Source organism: Paraburkholderia heleia NBRC 101817 (genome assembly GCF_000739775.1).
GTDB classification, from domain to species: domain Bacteria; phylum Pseudomonadota; class Gammaproteobacteria; order Burkholderiales; family Burkholderiaceae; genus Paraburkholderia; species Paraburkholderia heleia.
In genome coordinates this window covers 1-23,355 of sequence record NZ_BBJH01000053.1, presented here as the reverse complement: position 1 = coordinate 23,355, position 23,355 = coordinate 1, and the positions used below count along the sequence as shown (strand labels likewise).

The 23,355-nt window shown below is 61.3% G+C and carries 22 protein-coding genes; 7 read left to right on the top strand and 15 right to left on the bottom strand.

Annotated elements, in window-relative coordinates:
* Window positions 1–40: 40 nt before the first annotated feature.
* From BHE01S_RS32040 to BHE01S_RS32020, 5 genes are all read right to left on the bottom strand, one after another.
* On the bottom strand, window positions 41–484 hold the full coding sequence (locus BHE01S_RS32040; protein ID WP_042271295.1) for a VOC family protein: 444 nt from the start codon (window positions 482–484) through the stop codon (window positions 41–43).
* A 61-nt stretch (window positions 485–545) separates the two neighbouring features.
* Complete coding sequence (locus BHE01S_RS32035; RefSeq protein WP_218000435.1) at window positions 546–1,217, bottom strand: glutathione S-transferase family protein; 672 nt, start codon at window positions 1,215–1,217, stop codon at window positions 546–548.
* A gap of 281 nt (window positions 1,218–1,498) precedes the next feature.
* A complete protein-coding gene (locus BHE01S_RS32030) occupies window positions 1,499–2,311 on the bottom strand; it encodes an alpha/beta fold hydrolase (protein ID WP_042271292.1) in 813 nt (270 codons plus the stop codon).
* Between the two features lie 42 nt (window positions 2,312–2,353).
* On the bottom strand, window positions 2,354–2,896 hold the full coding sequence (locus tag BHE01S_RS32025) for a 2,4'-dihydroxyacetophenone dioxygenase family protein (RefSeq protein WP_042271289.1): 543 nt from the start codon (window positions 2,894–2,896) through the stop codon (window positions 2,354–2,356).
* A gap of 48 nt (window positions 2,897–2,944) precedes the next feature.
* Window positions 2,945–3,589, bottom strand: a complete 645-nt coding sequence (locus BHE01S_RS32020) for an NAD(P)H-dependent oxidoreductase (RefSeq protein ID WP_042271287.1) — start codon at window positions 3,587–3,589, stop codon at window positions 2,945–2,947.
* Between the two features lie 106 nt (window positions 3,590–3,695).
* Between BHE01S_RS32020 and BHE01S_RS32015 the strand changes: the two genes are divergently transcribed.
* On the top strand, window positions 3,696–4,580 hold the full coding sequence (locus BHE01S_RS32015) for a LysR family transcriptional regulator (RefSeq protein WP_042271284.1): 885 nt from the start codon (window positions 3,696–3,698) through the stop codon (window positions 4,578–4,580).
* 46 nt (window positions 4,581–4,626) lie between these two features.
* Here the strand turns inward: BHE01S_RS32015 and BHE01S_RS32010 are convergent, their stop codons facing one another.
* Both BHE01S_RS32010 and BHE01S_RS32005 read right to left on the bottom strand, forming a co-directional pair.
* Window positions 4,627–5,052, bottom strand: a complete 426-nt coding sequence (locus BHE01S_RS32010; protein WP_042271281.1) for a cupin domain-containing protein — start codon at window positions 5,050–5,052, stop codon at window positions 4,627–4,629.
* Window positions 5,053–5,061: 9 nt separating this feature from the next.
* A complete protein-coding gene (locus BHE01S_RS32005) occupies window positions 5,062–5,499 on the bottom strand; it encodes a carboxymuconolactone decarboxylase family protein (RefSeq protein ID WP_042271278.1) in 438 nt (145 codons plus the stop codon).
* A gap of 383 nt (window positions 5,500–5,882) precedes the next feature.
* Here BHE01S_RS32005 and BHE01S_RS32000 point away from each other — a divergent pair, with 383 nt between their 5' ends.
* From BHE01S_RS32000 to tnpC, 5 genes are all read left to right on the top strand, one after another.
* Window positions 5,883–7,088: an NAD(P)/FAD-dependent oxidoreductase gene (locus BHE01S_RS32000; protein WP_042271275.1), complete on the top strand. Its 1,206-nt coding sequence runs from the start codon at window positions 5,883–5,885 to the stop codon at window positions 7,086–7,088.
* Window positions 7,089–7,241: 153 nt separating this feature from the next.
* Window positions 7,242–8,804, top strand: a complete 1,563-nt coding sequence (locus BHE01S_RS31995) for a DHA2 family efflux MFS transporter permease subunit (protein ID WP_042271271.1) — start codon at window positions 7,242–7,244, stop codon at window positions 8,802–8,804.
* Between the two features lie 709 nt (window positions 8,805–9,513).
* The gene (locus BHE01S_RS31985; RefSeq protein ID WP_042271265.1) at window positions 9,514–10,029 is read left to right on the top strand and encodes a transposase; all 516 of its coding nucleotides are present in this window, start codon (window positions 9,514–9,516) and stop codon (window positions 10,027–10,029) included.
* Window positions 10,005–10,358, top strand: coding sequence for an IS66 family insertion sequence element accessory protein TnpB (gene tnpB / locus BHE01S_RS31980; RefSeq protein ID WP_042271262.1), 354 nt, complete (start codon window positions 10,005–10,007; stop codon window positions 10,356–10,358). The genes BHE01S_RS31985 and tnpB overlap by 25 nt, the downstream gene beginning before the upstream one ends.
* 32 nt (window positions 10,359–10,390) lie before the next feature.
* Window positions 10,391–11,971: an IS66 family transposase gene (gene tnpC / locus BHE01S_RS31975; protein WP_042271259.1), complete on the top strand. Its 1,581-nt coding sequence runs from the start codon at window positions 10,391–10,393 to the stop codon at window positions 11,969–11,971.
* A 103-nt stretch (window positions 11,972–12,074) separates the two neighbouring features.
* Here tnpC and dinB read toward each other — a convergent pair whose 3' ends face one another.
* Genes dinB through imuA form a run of 5 tightly spaced genes read right to left on the bottom strand, consistent with a single transcriptional unit; the run spans window position 12,075 to window position 19,432 of the window.
* A complete protein-coding gene (gene dinB / locus BHE01S_RS31970) occupies window positions 12,075–13,232 on the bottom strand; it encodes a DNA polymerase IV (RefSeq protein ID WP_281177782.1) in 1,158 nt (385 codons plus the stop codon).
* A complete protein-coding gene (locus BHE01S_RS31965) occupies window positions 13,229–14,143 on the bottom strand; it encodes a DUF72 domain-containing protein (protein ID WP_042271254.1) in 915 nt (304 codons plus the stop codon). The genes dinB and BHE01S_RS31965 overlap by 4 nt, the downstream gene beginning before the upstream one ends.
* A gap of 14 nt (window positions 14,144–14,157) precedes the next feature.
* On the bottom strand, window positions 14,158–17,304 hold the full coding sequence (locus BHE01S_RS31960; protein WP_042271251.1) for an error-prone DNA polymerase: 3,147 nt from the start codon (window positions 17,302–17,304) through the stop codon (window positions 14,158–14,160).
* 21 nt (window positions 17,305–17,325) lie between these two features.
* On the bottom strand, window positions 17,326–18,798 hold the full coding sequence (locus BHE01S_RS31955) for a Y-family DNA polymerase (protein ID WP_084069471.1): 1,473 nt from the start codon (window positions 18,796–18,798) through the stop codon (window positions 17,326–17,328).
* Window positions 18,716–19,432 carry a translesion DNA synthesis-associated protein ImuA gene (gene imuA, locus BHE01S_RS37385; RefSeq protein WP_084069469.1) on the bottom strand — a complete coding sequence of 239 codons (717 nt, stop codon included), beginning with the start codon at window positions 19,430–19,432 and terminating at the stop codon, window positions 18,716–18,718. Before imuA ends, BHE01S_RS31955 begins: the two co-directional genes overlap by 83 nt.
* Window positions 19,433–19,579: 147 nt before the next feature.
* On the opposite strand from imuA, the gene BHE01S_RS31950 reads away from it, so the two are divergent.
* Window positions 19,580–20,227 carry a hypothetical protein gene (locus BHE01S_RS31950; RefSeq protein WP_042271248.1) on the top strand — a complete coding sequence of 216 codons (648 nt, stop codon included), beginning with the start codon at window positions 19,580–19,582 and terminating at the stop codon, window positions 20,225–20,227.
* 628 nt (window positions 20,228–20,855) lie between these two features.
* Here BHE01S_RS31950 and BHE01S_RS37380 read toward each other — a convergent pair.
* The 3 genes from BHE01S_RS37380 to BHE01S_RS31940 all read right to left on the bottom strand — a co-directional run bounded on the left by BHE01S_RS37380 (window position 20,856) and on the right by BHE01S_RS31940 (window position 23,338).
* Complete coding sequence (locus BHE01S_RS37380; protein WP_167337727.1) at window positions 20,856–21,476, bottom strand: MFS transporter; 621 nt, start codon at window positions 21,474–21,476, stop codon at window positions 20,856–20,858.
* Window positions 21,473–22,177: a trehalase-like domain-containing protein gene (locus tag BHE01S_RS38570; RefSeq protein WP_052406207.1), complete on the bottom strand. Its 705-nt coding sequence runs from the start codon at window positions 22,175–22,177 to the stop codon at window positions 21,473–21,475. The genes BHE01S_RS37380 and BHE01S_RS38570 overlap by 4 nt, the downstream gene beginning before the upstream one ends.
* A 195-nt stretch (window positions 22,178–22,372) precedes the next feature.
* Window positions 22,373–23,338 carry an NADP-dependent oxidoreductase gene (locus BHE01S_RS31940; protein WP_042271381.1) on the bottom strand — a complete coding sequence of 322 codons (966 nt, stop codon included), beginning with the start codon at window positions 23,336–23,338 and terminating at the stop codon, window positions 22,373–22,375.
* Window positions 23,339–23,355 lie beyond the last annotated feature (17 nt).

The window sequence follows — 23,355 nt, the reverse complement described above, 5'->3', positions numbered from 1 at the left end:
TGGACGCCGGAGGCCTCCCGGGAGGCCTCCGCGTTTGCCGCTATTCCGGTTGGCCGAGAATATGAATGAGGTTCCCTTCGGGGTCCCGGATCATCGTAGAGGAAATGGTGGGCGTGAGTTGCGCCTGCGCCCAGACAATCTCTACGCCAAGCCTGGCGAAGCTGGCAGTCGTACCCGCAAGATCGCCGCTCTCCAGCACCAGCGCCTTCCATCCCGTCTCGTCCAGGTGCTCCGGTGGCGGTGTGCGCTTCGCGGCGACCTTGGGTGTGCCAGGGCGGGAGACGAGTTCGAGCCGGAAGCCCATGCCGTCGAGCATGGCGTAGTCCGCGCCAACGGTATCGAAGTGCCCCTTCGCCGCGATGGCGAGGCCAAGTACGTCGACGTACCAGGCAACCATGGCATCGAGATTCGCAACGGCGAGTGCGATATTGTTTAGACGTAGTGCGGGTGCAGCCGTTGGCTGCGGCGATTGTGCGGTACTCATGAGCCGGGCTCCTCGTTAGAGAGACGCATCGCGGGCAGCGCCGCGATGCGTCTGGAAAGCATTAGACGTTTTGGGGGAAGAGCGCGCGACGCGTTTCTTCGTCAAAGTCGGTCTTCAGCGTGAGCCGTTCCTTCAGTGCGAGCGCACGTGCGGCGGCGGGGCGTTTGCCGATTTCGTCTACGAGGCGTTTGACGTTGGCGTAGTCACTCAGTCCTTTTTCGCCAAGAATGTAGCCGGCGAACATGGCCCAGCCCCACAGCGCCATGTCCGCAATCGAATAGTGCTCACCTGCCAGATACCTTGTTTTCGCAAGCCGCTCGTCAAGCACGCGATAGTGGCGCTCGACTTCCTTCAGGTAGCGGTTGCGCGCATAGGGCAACGGCTCCGGGGTGTGGTGCTGGAAATGCACGGCCTGACCGGAGAACGGCGAGAGCCCCGTTGCCACGAACATGAGCCATGAGAGCATTTCGGCGCGCCCGGCAGCATCGGCGGGAACGAACTTGCCGTGCTTCGTGGCGAGGTGCAGCAGGATGGCATGCGAATCGAAGACGGTCACGCCTTCGTCGGTAATGGCCGGCACCTTGCCGTTCGGGTTGACGCTGCGGAATGCTGGCAGATGCTGTTCGCCCTTGAACGTGTCGACGGCGATCAGATCGAACGGCAATTCCAGTTCTTCGAGCAGAAGGGCGGCCTTCATGGGATTGGGCGAAGGGTGGAAGTAAAACTTGATCATTGGCGTTTCCTTTGTAAAGCCGGAGAGAAATTCGCTTGGAGAGGATGCAGTTCATCAAACCTGCATCGGTCGCGCGCACTACGAGGCGGACCGCGTCTCACTGACGTCATGGTGAACGCGCTGCGCGAGATTGCCGTTCGACGGGGCTGATGAAATCGTTCGACGGTATCGAACGTGTTGTTGCGAGGGGGCGGAGGGAAGTGAAGGCTACCGGCTGAAGCAGATGAGAAGCCAGTGGCACACGCAACGCGCCGCTGGTTCCCCTGCGCCAACTTACAGCTTTACGCAAAAAAGTCGATTAGCGCGCGAGCGATCGTTTTCGGATCGTTTTCAGTCGGAATATGTCCGGCCGCGGGGATACGCACGAGCGAGGAGTGCGGTATTTCGGTCACGAATCGCTCGGCGTGCTCGATCAACTGGAACGTATCGTCCTCGCCCCAAATCAGCAGCTTCGGCACGCTGGACGCGCGCAAGGCCGGAACGAGATCCGTCGTGTAGTGGCTGTATGCCGCGCCCGCCAGGGCAAGCCACGAGCGCGTCACGCGGGGCTCGGTCCACGGATCGAGATAGTCGGCAATTTCTGCCTCGGAGGCGGGGCGTCCTAGCGCGGTGATCACCGACGTGCGTCTCGCCGCGAGCACATCGGCGGGCGTCGTGGCAGCAGCAATCTCGGGGTCGCGAAAGCGTGCGACCCCGGGGACCGGCCAGGAGTCGAACATGACGGCGTTCATGAGCGCGAGACGGCTCACTCCGAGCTTGCCGTCGACGAGCACCTGTTGTGCAACGCCACCGCCGATGTCGTGGCCGGCAACGCCGACCGGTCCGCTTATGCCGAGCGCCTGTGTGAAGCGAGACAGCCAATCCGCGAGCGCGGGAATGGAAGCGGTCGCAACCGTCAATTCACCGGCGGAGCGGCCGAAGCCTGGGAAATCGACGGCGATCGGGCGCAGGCCCGCCGCAGCCAGATCACCGATGACGGGTTGCCAGACCCGGCTCCAATAGGTGCCGTGGAGCATGAGCACGACCGGTCCACGCTCGCCGGCGCACAGATAACTGGCGGCGACACCGTCCACTTCTACAGTCTTTCGTTGCATGATCAGAACCTCTTGATGGCGCGATTGCAGCGCCGGTATGTCTCAACGGATAAAGCGCCTGACGTAGTCCGTACCAAGTCCGATCGCCTCGTAGTGCTTGCGGGCCGCTTCGATCTTGGTGAAGACATCCTCGTAGCCTGTTGCGTTGCCTTGAGGATCGACGTAGGTGTAGCCACCCGTCACGTGAAACCAGGTGATCATCTCGTCGACGCCTTCGGGTACGAACAGCGTATGCGTTTCACCTGCCGGCTCGTGCGCATACGAGCCTTGTTCGGCGACCCAGTCGTGTTCGAGGTAATACCAGCGACCGCGCAAGACCATGGCATGCACCGGACCGGTGTGACGATGACGCGAGAGCACACCGGACTGCCGCACGCGCAGCAGATTAACGTAGTAGCCCTGGCTCGCATTGAGGAGCAGGGGCTTGAACGATACGGTCTTTGTCGTGGGCACCCACAGGTTGTCGTCTTCCAGCCACTGGTCGAGCACGCCGGCGTGAACGAGGTCTGCCGACATGTCGGCGGGCTGCGGATGTTGATAGGGGATCGCCAGTTCGTCCGGCTTGCGTGTTGTTGCTTCGCTCATGATGATGTCCTTGTCAGATCAAACGATGTTCTGTTGCGCATCACGCGCTCAAACAGCCTCTGCCGGCGCGACAGACCTTACGGGCCCGAGACCGCGCAGCAGTTGCCGGTATGCTGCGCAGCGCTCAGTTAGTGCTTCGTCGCTGATGGAACCGGTCCGTGTCAGCGGGCCGACGTTGTAGGTGACGAACGGACGTCCATATTCCATGCCGGCGAGGTGCGCAGTCTGTTCGAACGGCGTAAGCAGCGTATCGACAATGTGTTCACCATGGCGTTCCAGCAGCGCCGGTTTGAGATACGGCCGCGTGACGCCTTCGGCCCACATGTGTTCGCGAGAGGGCGGAAAATAGCGTTCGCGAACACGCCCGATCGTGACGGCAAGCTGGAGCGTGCGGCCATCCAGTACCAGGGATGTTTCCGGCGCGCTGCCGAACAGCGCGTCGTTGACAACGTCGTCGAGCCACTTCTTGAGCAATGGCGGGCAGTTGTACCAGTACATCGGAAATTGCAGAACGAGATGCCCATGCTCGCGAATCAGTTGCTGTTCCCGTGTTACGTCGACGCGGAAGTCGGGGTACAGCTTGTACAGCTCACGCACGGTGATATCCGGTTCCTGTGCGATTGCATCGCGAAGGGCCTTGTTGCCGCGCGAGTTTTCGATGTCGGGGTGTGCGACGATCACTAACGTCTTCATCTTTCATCCTCGATGGGTTTCGGATTCAACGTCGCCGACTATACTGGGGTGCCGAACGCTTGATTAGCCATCCGAACGCCAATTCACTTTACGAGCTCTTCAAAAGATGGACAGGATTGACGCGCTGCGCACGCTGATCGAAGTGGCCGAGATGGGCAGCTTTTCCGCCGTTGCAAGACAGCGCGCGATCGCACCTTCGTCGGTGACGGTGGCAGTCAGGCAACTCGAAGGCGAACTCGGCACGACGCTGATCACGCGCTCGACACGACGCCTTGTTTTCACACACGAAGGCTTGCTGTTGCTGGAAAGTGCTCGTCGTATCGTTGCCGAATGGGACGCAGCAGTTACGGGGTCGAGAGAGGATGGCCCGTTGAGCGGGCCGATACGGGTGACGGCAACGAACGATTTCGGGCGCGCTCAGTTGCGAGCGCTGCTCGACCGCTTTCAGGCCCTTCATCCCAGTGTTCATATCAGCCTGCTGCTCAGCGACAGCACCGTCGATCTGATTGATGAGCATATCGATCTGGCTCTGCGCAATGGCCCGCTCGTGGATTCCGGCTTGCACGCGCGGCTCCTCGTGCGCGGCGAGCGGCTCGTGTGCGCCTCGCCGCACTACTGGCGTACGCATGGCAAGGCCAAAGTGCCCGACGACCTGACGGGCCACAACTGCCTGATTCTTGCGCGGCCAGGCGCGCCGCTCGCGATCTGGCCGTTTCGCATGGCAGGCAAGCCACACAACGTCAAGGTTTCAGGCGATCGCCAGGCGAGCGACGGTGGCGTGCTCCGCGAGTGGGCGTTAGAGGGCGTGGGCGTCATCATCAAGAACCGTTGGGATATTCGGGCGGAACTCGCGTCCAGGACGCTGGAGACGGCGCTGGAGGAATACGTCGCGGAGCACGTCGATTTGTATGCCGTTTATCCGGCCGAGTTACCGGCGCGGCGCGTGACAGCGCTTATCCAGTTCCTCGCCGACGAACTTGCCACAGGATAAGGTCGTCGTGACTTTGCGCACGCAACGACTCATCCACCAATGCAGGCTAGTGTGAAATCGGCTTCTTGATCGGGTCGTGAGGCCCCGCGAGCGCGAACACGACGATCTGCGCGGGTTCTGTGTCGCTGGCATTCCTCGAAACGAGATGATGCGCGCCAGGCGGCTCGTACCAGGCTTCGCCGGGACCATAGGTCCTTGCGGGCGAGCCTTCGAGTTGCGACACGACGTGGCCAACAGTCACGTACGCGAAAATGGAACCCGGATGCATGTGTGGCTCAGAAGCATGACCGGGTGCGAAAGTCACGGTGGCAATATCGACGTTTTTGCCGGGTAGCTCTGGAATCGGTTGCTGCATCACCGGCTTGATGGCTTCCTCGCCAGCACCTTCCGCCATGGCGGTCTGAATGCCAGCGAAGGATAGCGTAGCGGTTGCGAGTGCACAATGAAGGACTACAAACCGAACGAATTTCATCTCGGCTCCTCAGGCTGGCGTTTTGCGGAATGCGATGGCGAAACGGTTCCAGCTATTGATTGCGCAAATCAGCAGGGTGAGATCTACCACTTCGGCGTCGCTGAAATGCGGTTTGACGCATTCCCATGCAGCGTCCGGCACATGGCTTTGCGCAACGAGCGTGAGCGCCTCGACCCATTCCAGCGCGGCGCGCTCGCGTGGCGTGAAAAACGGCACCTCTCTCCATGTCACCAGCGTTGCCAGCCGGCGGTCGGTTTCGCCGTTCTTGCGGGCGTCGCTCGTATGCATGTCGACACAGTAAGCGCAGCCGTTGATCTGTGACGCGCGCAGGCGCACGAGCTCGATCAGCGGCTTTTCGATCGTACTCTTTCCAATCCGCTCTTCCAGCGCGAGCAGCGCCTTGATGGCTAGCGGGTTGGCCTGATAGAAGTCCATACGTGGTTGCATGACAGCTCCTTCGAATGAGCCGAAGGCGGCGCGCGGACGTGGTACGCCTTTCGGATTTTGGAATGCGGCAACGCTGACGCGAGCCTATCGTATCGGCCGGTCTCCGCAGATTCTGGCCGCTGCGTGCCAACGATGCGGGCTGCGCTTGCCTGGGCGTGCCAGGCGCCTGTCGAAAGGCAAGCGTATCGCGCGACTCGATCGCGTGCTCTGGCACGCAGAGGCAACTTCAACCGTCGACGACGGCGCCTGGAGACCAGTGCCTTCGCGGAAAGGCCCATACGATTGGCCAGCCTGAGCGCTATTCGAAACTGCAGGTAAATCCGTAAGCGATGTCGGGTTACCAAGGTTCTCAATCTTGTGCAGCAAATCGCCGGAGGTGGCTAATGTCCCAGCGTATCGTTGTCATCGGAGCCGGGTTTGCCGGCATGTGGAGCGCCCTGAGTGCAGCGCGCCTGCTGGATGCACAGGGCAGGACCGACGTGGAAATCACGCTTGTTGCGCCCGATCCGCATTTGCATGTACGCCCGCGCCTGTACGAGGAGGGGCCGGCCAACTTCAGGGCGCCGCTCACGGAGATTTTCGACGCGGTGGGCGTGAAGTTCGTGCAGGGAACGGTAGAGCGCATTCAGGTGCCGACTCGTACGGTCGAGGTCGTTGGTGAGGATGGACGACGCGGGATGCTCGATTTCGATCGACTCGTGCTCGCGAGCGGCAGCCGGCTCTTCAGGCCCGCTATCCCAGGTCTTGCCGAGCACGCGTTCAGCGTGGACCAGACCCACGAGGCGGTTGAACTGGAAGCGCACATCCTGAAGCTGGCTGAACGGCCGGAATCGCTGGCGCGCAACACGGTGGTGGTAGCGGGGGGCGGCTTTACGGGTATCGAAACGGCGGCTGAAATGCCGGCTCGCCTGCGTGCCGCGCTGGGCGAGGATGCGGATGTGCGCGTGATCATCGTCGAACGCAACGAGGCAATCGGGCCCGATCTTGGCCCAGGGCCCCGGCCGGTCATCGAAGAGGCGCTTGGCGAGCTTGGTGTGACATGGAAGCTCGGCTCGGGCGTGGCATCGATGGACGACCAGAGCGTTGTCACGGCGGATGGAGAGCGTATCGAATCGAGTACGGTGGTCTGGACCGCAGGGCTGCGAGCAAGCTCGCTTACGGAGCAGATTCCCGGTCGACGGCATGCGAGCGGTCGTCTTTATGTGGACCGTTACCTCGCGGTTGAAGGGGTGCCGGGTGTCTACGCGACCGGCGACGTGGCGTATGCCGCGACGGACGACGAAGGCAATTACACGATGATGTCGTGTCAGCACGCGATGAATCTCGGCCGCTCAGCCGGGCACAACGTAGCAGCAGATTTGCTGGGCCTCGAGCCGATTCCCTATAGCCAGCCCAAATACGTGACGTGTCTCGATCTTGGCCCGTGGGGCGCGGTCTATACCGAAGGCTGGGAGCGCGACGTGAAGATGAAGGGCGCGGAGGCGAAGAAGCTCAAGCGCCAGATCAATTGCGAATGGATCTACCCGCCGGGCGCAGATCGCGCGACAGCGCTCGCTGCTGCGGATCCGCTTCGCATCGTCGTAGCCTGATTGTTCCGGGTCGTGGTGCCTAGCGGGCCTTTGTGCGAACCCGGGTCGCTGCTTGGGGTACGCAGAACGCCACTAACACGTGCTTCCAGTCCTGGTCGCGTTCGCCGGAGAAGCCATATAACAACTAGCCGCTAACGTGCAACGAGGCTGACGATGGATTCATCCGGGTCGTCCCACGGCGTCGCCCCCCTCAGTGGCCCGCGTTTCATGATTGGTACTTTCGCGGTCGCTCTTGCCACCTTCATGAACGTGCTCGATTCGTCTATCGCAAACGTTGCGATCCCGACGCTCTCGGGCAATCTCGGTGTGTCAGTGGATGAGGGGACGTGGGTCATCACCCTCTTTGCCGCGGCTAACGCAGTGGCAATTCCGCTTACGGGATGGCTGACACAGCGCGTGGGCCAGGTGCGCCTGTTTGTCTGGGCGATTCTACTCTTTGTCTTGTCTTCAGCTGCGTGCGGACTGGCGCCCAACCTCGCAGTCCTTCTCGTGGCGCGCGTTGTTCAGGGCGCGGTGGCCGGACCGTTGGTGCCTCTTTCTCAGGCTCTCCTGCTTGCCTCGTTTCCAAAGGAGAAGAGTGCGAGTGCGCTGTCGCTATGGGCGATGACGGCGACAGTCGGGCCGATTGCCGGACCCGCGCTGGGCGGCTGGATTACCGACAGCTGTAGCTGGTCATGGATCTTCTACATCAACGTACCCGTGGGGCTCTTTGCTGCGGGGGCGATCTGGGCGATCTACCGCGACCGCGAAACGCCGTCGCGCAAGCTGCCGATCGACAAGGTCGGCGTGATCTCGCTGATCATCTGGGTAGGATCGCTCCAGGTGATGCTAGACAAGGGGAAGGACCTTGACTGGTTCAACTCGCCACTCATCTGGACGCTGGGTATCGTCGCCGTAGTAGTGTTCGCGTTTTTCGTGATATGGGAGCTGACCGACGAGCGGCCGGTGATCGATTTGCGGCTCTTCAAGGGCCGAAATTTTCTTGGCGGGACGATAGCGATTTCAGTTGCCTACGCGGTCTTTTTCGCCAACCTGGTGATTCTCCCTCAGTGGATTCAGGGCTTTTTAGGCTATCGCGCCGTTGATGCGGGGCTGGCAACAGCGCCACTCGGCGTCTTCGCGGTCATCCTGGCGCCAGTGATGGGCAAGATCATGCCTCGCTCGGATATGCGGGTGCTGGCGACGCTCGCATTTTTAGGATTCGCGGGTGTGTTCTACATGCGCTCGCTTTACACGACGGAGGTTGACCGTTACACGCTTGTGCTACCGACCCTCCTGCAGGGGATACCGACAGCCCTCTTTTTCACGCCGCTCACAGCGATTATTCTTTCAGGGCTTCCCTCCGAGAAAATTCCCGCTGCCGCGGGGCTTTCGAACTTCGTACGGATCTTCGCGGGCGCAGTGGGCACTTCGCTCGTCAGTACCGGCTGGAACAATCGCACAATCCTGCATCACGCGCGCCTCATGGAACAGGCGAGTGTCGATAATCCCACGTTTACTGGCGCAATAGAGAGTATCGAGCGAACGCTCAATGTCGGAACCCCGCAAGCGCTCGCGTTCTTTGAAAGCTCACTCAACGTTCAGGCGACGATGTTGGGTCTTAATGACATTTTTTGGCTCTCCGCGGTCATTTTCATAGCGATCGTGCCTCTGATCTGGGTGACGCGGCCTACGCAAGATGCCAGTAACAGCGCGGTCGCGGCGGGGGGACATTGAGGTCGACCGAGGCAGCGGCAAAATCAGAATATCTTTGGCGATCGCAGTCCCAACGCCAGCCCGAAGAATACGCCTAACATTCCAGCCCGGGCAACAGACAATCCGTAGCCTCGAGACTCTCCGATGACCTGGTCGCGGTATTTCCGCCACTTCTCCAGGCCGGTGGCAGGGTGCTCGTACTGGTCGAGCAAGCTACCGTCCAAAAGGTCAATGGCCTGACAGCAAAGGCGCTCGCGGAGCTGGAGGAGTCCGCCGACGAACTCTGTGCTCGCCCGTACGTGAAGTGCCAGGCTTTGCACCGAATCGTCTTTTCCGAGGTTGAACTCAAACGAGCCGAACTCGCCGTCGTAGATGCCCAGCCGGGATCATTCCAGTTCGTGCCTGGAAAAACATCTGTCACCGCGGTCTGGACTCCCGAACGAGACCCTAGTGGATGTGGCTGAGCGTCGCTGGGAATCTACTCGATACGGCGATAACTTCAAGTGAATTTGTACAGTGAGACGTCCCAGCTCATGTTGGATGCTCCAGTGAGGCTATCGGTCAATAGGGGCAGACAGGGGAAATTGTCGGCAATTCACGCCCTCATGTCGAACGACCGGTTGTGGCCGAGTCTAGCCGAACAAGAGTAAGCGATCCATTATCGACGTCTACCCAACAGCACTCTGAGCGGGGAGCATAGGTGTCCACCTACTGTTGAAGGTGGACACCTATGGCCGACAAAGACTCAGAGTTAAAAGTAGTTCGCGAGAGTGCCGACGGCCGTCGGCGCTACGACGAAAAGAGCAAGCGGGTACTGATCGAGGCGGCGTTGCAGCCGGGCGTATCCGTGGCCCGGTTGGCGCAGGAGCACGGAGTCAATGCCAACCTGTTGCGCAAGTGGATCACGAAGTTCTTGATGGAGCGCGAGCAAGGCATCTTGCCAATACAGCACGCCGGTGATGACACCGCTTCGCCGGATGAGGTTGATGGCGTGACCATCAACCAGCAGGATTCGCGTGAGCTCGTCGCTACCGCTGCTGCACTTGCCGCGTTCGTGCCGGTCGTTTCGATACCGACTGCGCCGGTGCCGACACCGCCGCCTTCGTCCATGGCGCTCACGCTGCATGTGCGACTGGCCAACGGTGTCGAGCTCGAGATGGGCAAAGCCATCGCGACCATCGACGAACTGACCACCCTGGTCCAGATTCTGGGGAGGATGCCGTGTTCCGGTTCGACGAAAACCTGAAGGTGTACTTGCACCGCGATCCTGTCGATTTCCGCTACGGCATGAACAGCCTCTCGATTCTCGTCGAGCAGGCCATGCATCTGAACCCGATGGATTCCTCTCTTTATATCTTCGGAAACCGCCGTCGTGACAGGGTCAAGATTATCGGCTGGGATGGAAGTGGTTTCTGGTTGATGACAAAACGCCTTGAAACAAGCCGTTTTATCTGGCCCGACAGGAAGGCCGAAGTCGTGGCATTAACGTCGGCGTCGCTGCACGCGCTGCTCGATGGCGACGACATCACTGCGATCCGCCTACATCCACGGGAGGAATACTTGCGCGTGAGCTGAACATGGGCAGGGCATGCGTGGTCTAATCCGGCATGCCCGCCCAGATCACGATCTCTGCCGAGGAACTCAAGGCGTTACTCGCCATGCGCGAGGCGTATGCCAGTCTTGAGCGCGAGCACGAAGAAACCCGCAGCATGCTGCGTCTGGTGAGCGCGGAACGGGACCTGGCCGAGGAACGGCTGCGTGCCTACCGGCGTGAGCTGTTTGGCGCAAAGAGCGAAGTACGGGACTCGGAACAGTTCGGGCTGTTCAACGAAGCTGAGGCGCTTGGCGCGAATGCGGCACCCGCCCAGGAAGATACACCCGAAACGAAGGTCGGTGCGCATACACGCAAAAAGCGCGGCCACCGCAAGCCGCTTGACCCCAGTCTGCCCCGCGAGATCCGGCGGCACGAACTTCCGGAAGCCGAGCGTTTCTGCAGCAACGACGGCCATGCACTGGTCGAGTTCGGCGTGGAAATCAGCGAACAACTCGACGTGATTCCCGAGCAGTTGCGCGTGATCCAGCACCAGCGCGTCAAGTATGCCTGCCCGTGCTGTGATCTGGGTATCAAGATCACGCCGGCGCCGCCGCGCATCATCCCACGAGGACTACTGACCGAATCCGCGCTTGCCTGGATCGCGACGGGAAAATTCCAGTTTGGCATGCCGTTGTATCGCCAGGCTGGCCTGCTTCGTCGCTTCGGCGGCGATATCTCATCGAATACGATCGCTGCCAGCGTGGTCAAGGTCGGCCTCGCAACACAGCCTGTGATCAACCTGATGCGCGATGCGCTGCTTGAGGCAACGGTGATCCTCACAGACGAGACGACCTTCCAGGTGCTCAAGGAGAAAGGGCGCAAGCCACAGACGAAGAGTTACCTGTGGTGTCAGATGACAGGCACGGGAATCCCGATCTGTCGCTATGCCTATACGCCGGGTCGTGGGGCAAAGCTGGCCGACAAGCTGTTCGCCGGCGTGCAGGAAGGTGCTGCGCTGATGACTGATGGCTACGAGGCTTATAACGGTATCGCCGAGCGGTACAAGCTCGTGCACCTTGGTTGCCTCGTTCACGCGAGACGTTACTTCGTCAAGGCAGAGGAAAATGTTCCCAAGGCAGCACGTACGCCAGATTTGCTCGCAACACGCTTCATCAAACTGTTTGGCAAGTTGTTTGCCGCCGAGGCACGCAGTAAAACGTGGAATGCAGGGCGACGTCAGCGCCTGCGGCAACGCTATAGCGCCCGCGTACTCCAGGTCATCAAGGATCTCATGGTCGAGCAGTCTCCGGGAGTGCTGCACCAGAGCCTGCTCGGCAGGGCACTGACCTATCTACGTGAGCAGTGGCCGAAGCTTGTGCGTTACCTCGAGAAGGGCGACTGGCCGGCATCGAACAATTTCTGTGAAAATTCCATTCGCCCGTTTGTCGTTGCACGCAAGGGCTTCCTGTTCGCAGATACGGTTGCCGGCGCACATGCCAGCGCAAATCTCTTTAGTCTCGTTGAAACATGCAAGGCCAACGGTATCGATCCATACCGTTACCTGACCTGGCTGTTCGAGCGCCTGCCTCTGGCAAAGACCGCCGACGACTACGAGACGCTCGTGCCTTGGCGGATGCAGTCCCCCCTGAACTGATTCGCAGCACATCCACTCCACGAATCAACGCGCCTGTCCACTACTCAGAGGGACGGCGATAATGGATCGCTTACGAACAAGACACGCGATTGGTCGATGCTCGCTAGCTATCGAACGGCAGCTCGCGCTGAACGGGACGCTCGGCGGGTACCCCTTCTGCCGCTGACAGCGACCCGACGCGTACGCCTATGAGCCGAATCCTCCGATCCAGTCTCACGCGCTTCAAACACTCGCCGACGGCTCGCCGAATGGCCGCCGCGTCTGCCACTGGTTCGGGAAGTGAGAGGTCACGAGTCACGATCTTGAAGTCTGCAAACTTGATCTTCAGACCCACAGTGCGGCCCGCGTACCCTTTGCGCTGCAGATCCCCGGCAACCCGTTCGCAGAGGCCCGTTAGCGCCGGCGTCAGAATTGAGCGGTCTCGGGCTACGTGCATATCGCGTTCGAACGTCGTTTCGCGACTCATTGATTTTGGCTCGGAAGAAACGACAATCACGCGTTCGTCGATGCCTCGCGCAACTCTCGCCAGCCACTCTGCGTATGTGCGTCCGAAGTGCTCCTGCAGCAGCGCCGGGTCGGCAGCCGCGATCTCCCCGACGGTCAAGATTCCGATGGTCGCCAGGCGCTCATTTGCGCGAGGGCCGATGCCGTTGACCTTTTTCGCCGCGAGTGGCCAGATCCGTGACTCAAGATCCTCCATCGACAGAATCGTTAGCCCGTCTGGCTTGTCGAGCTCTGAGCCGATCTTTGCGAGCAGCTTGTTGGGCGCGATCGCGATAGAGCAGGTGAGGCCGGTTGCCTGCGTAACGGCCGCCTTAATCCGGCCGCCGAGCTCTCGCGACTCTCCTTCCACATCTGTAAGATCAATGTAGATCTCGTCTATCCCGCGGTCCTCAATACGGTCAGTAAATGCGCCAACCGCGTCCTTGAACAACCGCGAATAGCGCCGGTACGAATCAAAGTCGGTAGGCAGGAGAATGGCATCGGGAGCGAGCTGGGCGGCCTTCATCATGCCCATTGCGGAAAAGACACCCAGAGCGCGAGCCTCGTAGGTAGATGTCGTAACCACACCGCGGCCCACGTAGTCCCGCAGTTTCGCAAAGCGTCGCGTGCCGTCGGACAACATCTCCGGAGCCGCGTTACGGCCGCCGCCGATAACGACCGGCTTTCCTCGTAGCTCGGGATAGCGTAGCAACTCGACAGACGCGTAAAAGGCGTCCATGTCGAGGTGAGCAATCCGTCTCGTCCGATCGCCCTTCACGTCGCTGTTACAGCCGTGTCGCCGAGTAGACCAATGAGCGTCCGCGCGTTGCGCTGCCCCTGGTCCTCATAGTTGTTGTTGAACACAACATGCGTCTGCGCAACCAACGAAGCGATCTCCCTTATCTTCCCGGACAACTCGGATAACTCATCGTCGTTGTAGTCGTAGTTGAACCGATCACTTGCGACGGTCGCACCCTTAATGTTCCATGTCTCATGGTTACGCCCGTGCAGGCGCACCAGAGCAAGCGAGGGGTTCGTGACTTGCCACACGGAAGGAATCGAATTGGCCGACCCCTGCGGCTCATCGACAACAACATTGACGATCCCGTGTTCACGTTCGAATGCAAGCGTCGCTTCAGAATGTTTCGTGTCGAACCAGCTGCGGTTGCGGAATTCGACGGCCATCAGATGACGACCGTCCATCAACTCTGCGCAATGCCCAACGTGCGCACGCCCATCCGGTGCAGAGGTGATCCAAGGAGCGAACTGGAAATGCACTGCCCCAAGCTTTCCCGCATCCTGCAAGGGTGCTATCGCCTCGAAGTAGCGTCTCCAAAGCTCGGCACGAATTTCGTCGGGCATGTCCTTGTAGTAGAGGTTCTTCTTCCCGTTCTGCGGCAACGCGGGCTGCATGTCCTTCGGAAACATGTCGCGCGGGGTCTGATGACCCGTGAAGAGCCGGAACGCCTTGATGTTGAAAACGAAGCCCGGCGGTGTGCGCTCAACCCACGGGACGGAGTTGCTTCCGTTGGGCATCGAATAGTAGCTGGAGTCCACCTCAACGAGCGGAAACTGGCTCGCATAAAAGCGCAGACGAGCCTCCGCGCTGCTACATCCGGGCGGATAAAACCGTTTGCTTTTGATGAGTGTCGGATCAGTCCACGACGCAGTGCCAACGCGAATGTTCATCGGGTTTCACTCCACTAGCAGAAGTCACGACTCACGGTTGGAAGTTCGCCAAGCATGGAAGTCACATCAACGAGCCGGTTTGCAACGAGATGCCGCACCTCTCCCTCGCGCTGCCACACGCCATATACGGCGAGCAACGACGAGCCGAGCGCCTCACGGCGGAATTTCTCCAGCACTGACTGCCAGACGATTACGTTCACGCTGCCGGCTTCATCTTCGAGCGTCATGAACGTCACGCCGTTCGCAGTGCCCGGGCGCTGCCTGACCGTGACGATGCCGCAGGCGCGCGCAAGCTGCCCGTTACGATAGCGCAAGAGCGCATCCGAAGGCACGAGGCGCATTTTCGCAAGCCGTGGGCGGAGCAGGGCGAGCGGATGGCGGCCGAGCGTCAGGCCCGTCGCACGGTAGTCACTGACGATCTCCTGACCCTCGGTCATCGGCGCAAGTTCTGGCGTCTCGTCGTCATCGGTTGCGCCGCGCAGCAAGTCGCGGTCCGGTACTGCCGCGACCGCCTGCCAGAGTGCCTCCCGTCGTTCGCCCCCGAGGGCACGCAGGGCGTTCGCGGAAGCTAGCACCTCAAGATCACGCCGGTCGAGCTGCGCGCGGCGTGCGAGATCCGACACATCGCGGAACGGTCGCACCGCACGAGCCATCTCAATGCGCGTCGCGGCCTCTGCTTTCATGCCACGTACCAACGACATGCCGAGCCGCAACGGATCGCGCGTCGTCGGGCCTTCGATCGCGCAATCCCAGTTGCTCACGGTCACATCGACAGGGAGTACTTGTACGCCATGGCGCTTCGCATCCTGGACGAGCTGGGACGGCGAATAGAACCCCATCGGCTGGGAGTTCAGCAAGGCGCAGGCAAACACCGTGGGTTCGTGGCACTTCAGCCACGCACTCGCGTAGACCATCAGCGCGAAACTGGCCGCGTGGCTTTCCGGAAAACCGTACTCGCCGAAACCCTGAATCTGGGCAAAGATCTGTTCAGCGAACTCGCGCTCGTAACCACGCTCAAGCATGCCGTTGACGATGCGGTCGTAGTAGACGCCGAGGCCTCCCTTGCGACGCCACGCTGCCATCGCGCGACGCAACTGGTCGGCTTCGCCCGCGGAGAAGCCAGCGGCGAGCATCGCCACCTGCATCACCTGCTCCTGGAAAATCGGCACGCCCAGCGTACGGGCGAGGGCCTGCTCCATCTGAGGACTCGGGAACGTCACCGGCTCGATCCCCTGGCGCCGGCGCAGGTATGGGTGGACCATTCCGCCCTGGACCGGACCGGGGCGCACGATCGCCACTTCGATCACAAGATCGTAAAACTGGCGCGGCTGCAGTCGAGGCAGCATGCTCATCTGCGCACGGGACTCGATCTGGAATACGCCGACCGTGTCCGCACGGCAGATCATTTCGTACGTTGCCGAGTCCTCCGGCGGGATGTCCTGTAACTCGAACACCTCGCCGCGCTTTTCCGAAATCAGGTCGAGCGCGCGGCGCACCGCCGAGAGCATGCCGAGTGCTAGGACGTCGATCTTGAGCAGCCCGAGCGCTTCGATGTCGTCCTTGTCCCACTGGATGATTGACCTGTCAACCATCGCGGCGTTCTCAATTGGCACTAGGCGCGAGAGCTTCCCCCGGCTGATGACGAACCCGCCGCTGTGCTGTGAGAGGTGACGCGGAAAGCCAAGCAGCAGAGTGGCGAATTCAGCCCACTGCACAATGAGTGGCGCCTGTGGGTCGAGGCCCGCTTCCTCAAAGCGGCTGAGCAGGTCTTCCTTCGAGTCGAACCAGTGATGGGCCTTCGCAACCCGATCGACGATGGCCAGGTCAACGCCGAGCGCCTTGCCCGCCTCACGCAGCGCACTCCGCGGACGATAGGTTGTGACGGCAGCCGTCAACGCAGCGCGCTCGCGCCCGTACTTGCGATAGATGTATTGAACCACTTCCTCGCGCCTCTGGTGCTCGAAGTCGACGTCAATGTCTGGCGGCTCGCCGCGCTCCTTGCTGATGAAGCGCTCGAACAGCATCGACGAGCGTGCCGGGTCCACCTCTGTGACGCCCAGGCAGTAGCAAACGGCAGAATTTGCTGCCGAGCCGCGTCCCTGGCAGAGGATCCCCTCGTTGCGTGCGAAGCGCACGATGTCGTAGACCGTCAGAAAGTAAGGCTCGTACCTCAGGTCCGCGATGAGCGCGAGTTCGTGCTCGATCTGCGCCTGTACCTTGTGCGGAATGCCCGCTGGCCAGCGCCGGTGCGCGCCAATGTAGGTTTCCTGGCGCAGGTAGGCCTCGGGCGTGAAGCCTTCGGGCACAAGTTCGTCAGGATATTCGTAGCGGAGCTCATCGAGAGAGAACGTGCAGCGACGTGCGATCTCGACCGTCTCGGCGAGAGCACGTGCCGGATAGAGATTGGCCAGACGTAATCTCGAACGCAGATGCTGTTCGGCGTTGGGCGCGAGGTCATAGCCGCACTCGGCAACCGGCCGTCGGAGACGGATGGCAGTCAACACGTCCTGAAGCGGTTTGCGCGAGCGGACATGCATGACCGGCGCGCCGGTGGCTACCACGGGTACGGCATGGTGCGCTGCAGCCCGCTCGATCGCGCCGCGATGCAGGTCGTCCATCGCGCGGGCGTGAAGCGTGAGCGCAATTCGCGCGCGTTCACCGAACGTCGCTGCGAACCATTCGAGTTGCGCATCAAGGCGCGTCTCATTCGACGGGTACTCCGGGATGAGGATCGCCATGCAGTCCGGCAGTCCCTTCAGGTGTCCGTGAGAAGCTTCCGGGTGATCCAGGTCGCGTGTGGCGAGCCGGTAGCCACCCTTGTCCGCGCGCATGCGCGCGAGCGTGATCAACTCGCTGAGATTGCCGTAGCCCTCCCGCGTCATGGCCAGGGCAGTAAAGCGCAAGGCGTGCGAGCCGTCGGCATTTGTCAGCGCAAACTCGGACCCCACGATGAACGGGATACCTGCGGTTTTCGCTTCGACGTGCGCGCGCACGACCCCGGCCAGCGAGCACTCATCCGTGACGGCGATTGCTGCATAGCCCAGTTGCGCCGCGCGCGCGGCAATGTCATCCGCATGGGATGCTCCGTGGAGGAATGAGAAGTTCGATACACACTGTAGTTCCGCGTAGGCCGGCAGTGCGCCGAAGCCGGAAGTCGTCATTGGCCGCGTCCTGTTCCCGTCCTAGCCAAACAGTCCTTGCAGAAACCAGCGCGGCTCGCGTTCGTCGCGGCTGCCAACGCGTTCGCGAAAGACCCAGTAGTGCACGTGATTGGCCTCTGCAACGAAGTAGTCGCGCGTCACGATCTGGCCGTCCTGCCAACCACACTCGATCCGCTCGCCTGGCGACACCGTGCGCAACGGCGCGCCATAGAACGGACGATGTCCGCGCATGATTAGCTGGATAGGCGTGTCAAGCAGCCATGCAGGCCGGGGGAGATCGCGCGGCAAGTCCACGCGCGATGTTTTTGCATCACTGCCGACCGGCACCCACCGCGCGGCCACTTCCGGTCGGAAGTCGGCAACTGGCGCCGGTCTCAACACATTCTCAGCGCCAAGCCGTGCCGTGAGCAGTTCCATCAGGCGAGCAAGGTCCTGTGGCGTTCCACCAGGCTCGGGAAAAAGAGATTCGCTCGGCGCCTCCGCAACGCGCACGTCTTTCGCTTCAAGGCGCAGTGCTATGACCGGGGCAGCGAGGTCGATCCGCGACAACCGCTCTTTCAGCAACCGCACAAGGTGTTCTTCGTGCCATGTCGGCTCGCCGAGTGCGACTTCTACTTCCGTCGGGGCGATGGCAGCGCGGCCTCGTTCATGCTCGAGTGACACAACGAAGCGCGCAACAGCTAGTTGGCGCGCGGCAAGCCAGCCGGTCATCTGGAGCGTTAGCCTACGCGCAGCAAACAAGGCGGCTTCGACGTGCTCGATTCGGTCTGGCAGCTCGACACGCGCGTCGAAGGCGGGGGGCATCGTAAGCCATTCGTGGACTTCGGGGGCGTCGCCTGTCGCTCGGTCGAGCGCGTCGAGGAGGGCAGTGCCGCACCTTTTTTTCAAACCGGCACGCGGCAATCGCATCACGTCGGTGATCGTTGCGCATCCCAGGCCATCGAACCAGTCAACGAAACGTCGCGCAGGCGGAAGCGCACTTAGTGGCACGCGCGTCAGTGCGCGCGACAGAGAGCGCTGAGTGAGGGCAAGACCACCGCCGGCGCGCGCCAACAGCCATGCAGCCTCAGCCGTCGGTGCCATAGAGGCGGTGCACGTCACTCCAAATTCAGCAACTACACGACGAATGCTGGAACGTAGCGCGCGTAGACCGCCAAAGAGTCGCAGACTTGCGGTTACATCAGCCAGAACCACGTTTTCCTCCCCAACAACGACGTTCGGCGTAAATTGCAGGAGTGCGAACGATACTCCTTCTACGGTATGTTGCTCCCGAATCGGGTCGCGCTCCCGAAGCTCGGCGCTCGGCGCAAGCGTCAACACACCACCTCTGCGCATCCCGTCAACTACACCATGCCCCCGCGCTGCTGCATCGGCATCGAGCACCCGCCCCTTTTCCAGAACAACAAACCCTTCACTCGACACCGGCGTGTACCAAGTCGGGCAAAAGCTCTCGATGGGGAGGCGTGGCAGATGAACGCCGATCCAGTGGTGCATGACGGTTTAGAAGAACAGGGGAAGGGTGAAGCGACACGAACACCGGCTTATCGCGATGTGGGCCCCGGCGCTTTACGAATGAGACGTTCAGTCCATCGGGAACCGCTTCAAGCGATATCCGCAACGGCGCGGGAGACGTCGCACTCGCTGCGGCCGTGGGTCGAAACAGAAAAAACAGCGTCTCCGACGATTGGGCGGCGAGGTGCAGACGGCGCAGCGCCTCGGGGCGTACCTGCTGCTGCCAGAAAAGCAGGGCGCCGGCTGTCCCTGAGCGTAGGATCTGCTCGGCCGCCCAAAGACAGTCTGCAGTCGCAGGTGCCTTCAACACACTCACGTTTTCAACGCTCAAGCCCCACCACGCCAGCGCGGCGGGCTGCAGTCGATGTGGTGGCTGCAGGACAAAGACCGGCCGGCGCGCTACGGACTCCAGCGCCGGTTTCAACAGGCGCAGTTCTCCGCAACCCGGCTGCGGAACGAGTACCTCTGACAAAGCGCCGGTGGGCCACCCCCGACCGGGTAGTTCGGCATCCAGTTCGGCGTGTCCGCTGGCAACGGTTCGACCTTGCGCCGAGCCCAGTTGGGACGCTCGCCACAGATCCGGATGGATTGCCTCTGCCTGAATTGCGTGCCCCATTTCGGCCCCAACACTGTATATATATACAGGTATCTTAGCTCATCAGCCGACCGATGACCAATCTTCCGCAGTTCATCAGGCTCTGCTTCCTCGCGAGCCCCAGTTTTTGTCTTATTATTGCTCGCCAAACGACAGCCACATATTCGTATGCGACAAGGCCAAACCGCATTAGCCGCCGTAGCAGTCTCTGCACTTGCAATCCTCGTTGCCGGTTGCGCCAACAAGCAGGACCTGAGCGAGGCGAATCTGACTGATGCGCTGAACGCCTACTTTGCTCCCGCTCCGGGCATCTGCCTTAACGTTTGGCATTTCCCGTATCAGGTGAACCGCGTCACCATCAAAGGCGCTGCCGCGATCGACAACGATCCGCATCTGACGTCTATCGGTGCCCTCGAAGCGTTGAAGTCGGCGGGCCTCGTGATGTCCCACGACGTTCCGAATCCCCCCTCCAGTGACGGGGCGGTGGCGCGCACCTACGATTTGACCGAGGCGGGCTCAACCGCTTTCACCGACGCGCCGGGCTCAAGCGGAACAGCTTCATCGGGCGCCCGAACGGGTACTTTCTGCTATGGCCATGTGCACGTTACACACGTAGTCAAATGGGACGCGCCGGCAATGGGGGAAACGACGGCCTATTTCAACTACGTGATAGAGGGCCTTCCGGACTGGGCGAAGCAGCCCGCTATTCGCCGTGCATATCCCAAGCTCGATCACCTTGTCCAAGGCAGCGGATCCGACGACACCGCGTCGAGTGCCATGCGCCTGACGAGCAATGGCTGGGAGGTGAAGCATTAAGCGCAGCGAGATAAATAGTAGGGTCATATTACGGTCTGATCACCGATCTTCGAACAAACATTGATCAATTTACATGACGCAATTGGAAATCATTTATGCACCGGTGCATAAATGATATGACCCCAAAAGATCGATAATTTAATTTATGTTAAATTGAATGATCATTCGCGTCATGCTTGCGACCGCGCGATAGCCATTCCCGCGCGCGTACGATGCATCCGGGTCGCGTGCCCCGAGATGACAGAGAAGTCACGTTGACCCTATGCCCGAGAGTCGAGAAATATGGCAAACCATGCGCACGATTCGCGCACATCAGAGATGCTCATGATTAACGCACCTGTGGCACAATCGGATGTCGGCAAGCGCGTCGACAAGGCACCTGCCCAGTCAAAGGTTACGCGTAAACCCACCAACGTGTCGCTTCCGACGTCGGCCGTTCGCGTTTCGGTTTTGTTGCTCGTTGTGACGGGTCTTCTAACACTGTTGTATGAACGTGCGCTGAGTCTTGGTGCCGCGACTGGCTTCTTTTGCAGGATAACAATACGTACGGCTCTGATCGCATCGTTACGATGCTGAGCCGGTGACACGATCATCGAGTTCTACGATACCCTGATGCACTGAAGATGCTCTATCCTGCCGGCGGGTACGATCCGTCCATCGTTCCTGGCGTCCTCGGCATAAGCAGCACGACGACCAGATAGACCGCGCTGACGAGAGCGCTAATGATAGCCAGCGTCTTCGGCAGAACGTCAACTTCAGCCGTCAGCAGCGAGACAAGAGTCGGCATTGAGCCACCGGCGGCGAAGCCGAGGTTCCAAGAGATCGCTGTGCCACTCGATCGGATTTCGGTCGGGAAGCGCTCGTTGATCACAACCACGAGCGGTGCATAGCAGAACGTGCCAATCGAGCTGAGTGCAACCGTAAAAACGGCGATGGGACCGATTCCCTGTGCGTTGCTCAGCCCCATGTACAACACTGGAATCGATACAAGCGAAAGCAAACCATAGATCACCATTGCGCGACGCCGGCCAATTCGATCCGTGAGCGCACCCGAAAACACCGATGTAAGGCTCACGCAGACGGCCGACACGCTCAGGATCAAGCCCAGCGTGGTATGCGGCATACGATTGACGATCTTCAGGAATGTCGGCAGGTAACCGGAAGTCAAATACGAGAGACCACCACCGGTAAGGGCCAGCAACACGCTCCCGAAAGTGACGCCTGCGAACCCGCCACGTAGCGCGCTCACCTTCTTCTCCTGTTTCGTGGGGTCCGCGCGATGCTGAGTCGCGAGCGCAAGCCACAAGGGCGACTCCTGAAGGCGTGTGAATACAAGCAGGCCGAGAAGTGAACTGGCAAGGCCCGAAAAGAACAAGATTCGCCAGCCCCACCCGCGGATTCGCCGTGGCATAGCGTGAGCGCGAAACGTTCGCCCTCGCGCACGGTGAACGCGGCTTCGAGCGCCTGCGCGTGAACGCGCAACGGCACATCCGCGCGCAGCGTCAGCGGGCCACCTGCGGCGTGCAGTGTCGCTGCGCCGTTTGTATCTATCGCGGCGGCGCGCACAGCAGGTCCATCGGCGCGGCGCGGCTGCATGATCATGTGCATATCCACACTGCCTCGCGTGCCTTCGACCATGCGCACGATGCACGCCTCGGTGCTATCGGCCGCCATGAAGTCGATCACGCGCGCGCTGCCGCGCTCGCTCTCCCACGCGGTTTCGATCACGAGCGTATCGCGCTGGTAACCGCGGCTCGCGCGGCACGCCGGATCCGCCGGCGCAAGCCGCCAGTGGCCCTCTTCGTCACCGCCGAGCAACGCGGCAAAGCACGGTTCGCTGTCGAAACGCGGCCAGCAAAGCCAGTCGATCGAGCCTTCGCGAGCGAGCAGCGCCGCGCTGCGGCCATCGGCAAGCAATGCGTAATCTTCGATGAGGCGTGTGCGGGTCATGGGCGATGGCGCCATCGACCCGCGCAAGCACTTCGGATTCCCGAAAGGTCGGCGAGCAAAGGGGCGCGGCCCTCAGCATCGCGTTTTTTTCGCATGGCAGAGGCCGCGCGCGTAGTTGCATCAATTACGCGTAAGGCGTGAAACGCGGGCGCAGCGCCTTCCCCGCCTGCTGCCGCATCCACGCAGCGTGAAAGCTCAAAGCGCGTCGTGCCACTGGCGCATCACCACGAGCTTGCCGTGCAGATGCGCGCCGGCGAGGCGCTCGAACCCCTTGGGCGTGTCATCGAAACCGATACGATCGACCACTTCGGCCTTCACCGCGCCTTTCTCGACGAGATCGACGATATGCGCGAGCTGAGCACCGTCCGGGCGCGCGGTGTAGCGCGTGGCGCGCGCGCCATGGCGGCCGGCTTGCGCCTGCGAAGGTTCGCCCAAGGTCGAGACGAGCGCCCCGCCGTGCTTGACGACCGCCCAGGAGCGCTCCTGCGTTTCGCCGCCGACGAGGTCGAAGACGAGATCCACCTCGCCCGCTTCCTCCTCGAAACGCTGCGCATGATAGTCGATGACCTCGCTCGCGCCGAGCGCCAGCAGCGCGTCGCGTTCGCCCGCAGAAGCCGTGGCGATGACGCGCGCGCCGCAATGGCGCGCGAACTGCACGGCAAAGCGCCCCACGCCGCCGCTCGCACCTTGAATCAGCACGCCCTCGCCGCCTTGCAGCTTGCCGTGATCGAACAGGCCCTGCCACGCCGTGAGTGCCGCAAGCGGAATGGCGGCCGCTGCGTCCACGGCGCACGTTGCGGGCGCGCCCGCGAGCGCAGTTGCGTCGGCCACCACGTAATCGGCGAGCGCACCGGGCCCCTGGCCCACGAACGCGCACACGCGCGCGCCCTGCGGCCAGGCCTGCGCGCCTTCGCCTCTGCGCACCACCACACCGGCCACGTCACGGCCGAGCGTATAGGGCAGATCGCCTTGCGTAATGAGCGGATAGCGGCCCTCCAATGTCTTGAGATCGACGGGATTGAGCGCCGCGGCCTGTACTTCGATCAGCACCTCTCCATGCGCGGGCTCGGGCACGTTCACGCTCTCCTGGCGCAGCGACTCCACGCCGCCGAAGCGCGGCACCCGCCACGCAAGCATCGTCTCGGGAATATCAGCGTCCATGAATGGCTCCTTGTACG

What these genes read in the sequence shown, in the direction of transcription:
- BHE01S_RS31965 (WP_042271254.1), bottom strand. Translation starts at nt 14,143, where the DNA reads ATGAACATTCGCGTTGGCACTGCGTCGTGGACTGATCCGACACTCATC.
- BHE01S_RS32005 (WP_042271278.1), bottom strand. Translation starts at nt 5,499, where the DNA reads ATGCAACCACGTATGGACTTCTATCAGGCCAACCCGCTAGCCATCAAG.
- BHE01S_RS32000 (WP_042271275.1), top strand. Translation starts at nt 5,883, where the DNA reads ATGTCCCAGCGTATCGTTGTCATCGGAGCCGGGTTTGCCGGCATGTGG.
- BHE01S_RS31995 (WP_042271271.1), top strand. Translation starts at nt 7,242, where the DNA reads ATGGATTCATCCGGGTCGTCCCACGGCGTCGCCCCCCTCAGTGGCCCG.
- BHE01S_RS32010 (WP_042271281.1), bottom strand. Translation starts at nt 5,052, where the DNA reads ATGAAATTCGTTCGGTTTGTAGTCCTTCATTGTGCACTCGCAACCGCT.
- tnpC (WP_042271259.1), top strand. Translation starts at nt 10,391, where the DNA reads ATGCCCGCCCAGATCACGATCTCTGCCGAGGAACTCAAGGCGTTACTC.
- BHE01S_RS38570 (WP_052406207.1), bottom strand. Translation starts at nt 22,177, where the DNA reads ATGACCCGCACACGCCTCATCGAAGATTACGCATTGCTTGCCGATGGC.
- imuA (WP_084069469.1), bottom strand. Translation starts at nt 19,432, where the DNA reads ATGGGGCACGCAATTCAGGCAGAGGCAATCCATCCGGATCTGTGGCGA.
- BHE01S_RS31960 (WP_042271251.1), bottom strand. Translation starts at nt 17,304, where the DNA reads ATGACGACTTCCGGCTTCGGCGCACTGCCGGCCTACGCGGAACTACAG.
- BHE01S_RS32025 (WP_042271289.1), bottom strand. Translation starts at nt 2,896, where the DNA reads ATGAGCGAAGCAACAACACGCAAGCCGGACGAACTGGCGATCCCCTAT.
- BHE01S_RS32040 (WP_042271295.1), bottom strand. Translation starts at nt 484, where the DNA reads ATGAGTACCGCACAATCGCCGCAGCCAACGGCTGCACCCGCACTACGT.
- BHE01S_RS31985 (WP_042271265.1), top strand. Translation starts at nt 9,514, where the DNA reads ATGGCCGACAAAGACTCAGAGTTAAAAGTAGTTCGCGAGAGTGCCGAC.
- BHE01S_RS31940 (WP_042271381.1), bottom strand. Translation starts at nt 23,338, where the DNA reads ATGGACGCTGATATTCCCGAGACGATGCTTGCGTGGCGGGTGCCGCGC.
- BHE01S_RS32030 (WP_042271292.1), bottom strand. Translation starts at nt 2,311, where the DNA reads ATGCAACGAAAGACTGTAGAAGTGGACGGTGTCGCCGCCAGTTATCTG.
- BHE01S_RS32020 (WP_042271287.1), bottom strand. Translation starts at nt 3,589, where the DNA reads ATGAAGACGTTAGTGATCGTCGCACACCCCGACATCGAAAACTCGCGC.
- BHE01S_RS31955 (WP_084069471.1), bottom strand. Translation starts at nt 18,798, where the DNA reads ATGCACCACTGGATCGGCGTTCATCTGCCACGCCTCCCCATCGAGAGC.
- BHE01S_RS32015 (WP_042271284.1), top strand. Translation starts at nt 3,696, where the DNA reads ATGGACAGGATTGACGCGCTGCGCACGCTGATCGAAGTGGCCGAGATG.
- BHE01S_RS31950 (WP_042271248.1), top strand. Translation starts at nt 19,580, where the DNA reads ATGCGACAAGGCCAAACCGCATTAGCCGCCGTAGCAGTCTCTGCACTT.
- BHE01S_RS32035 (WP_218000435.1), bottom strand. Translation starts at nt 1,217, where the DNA reads ATGATCAAGTTTTACTTCCACCCTTCGCCCAATCCCATGAAGGCCGCC.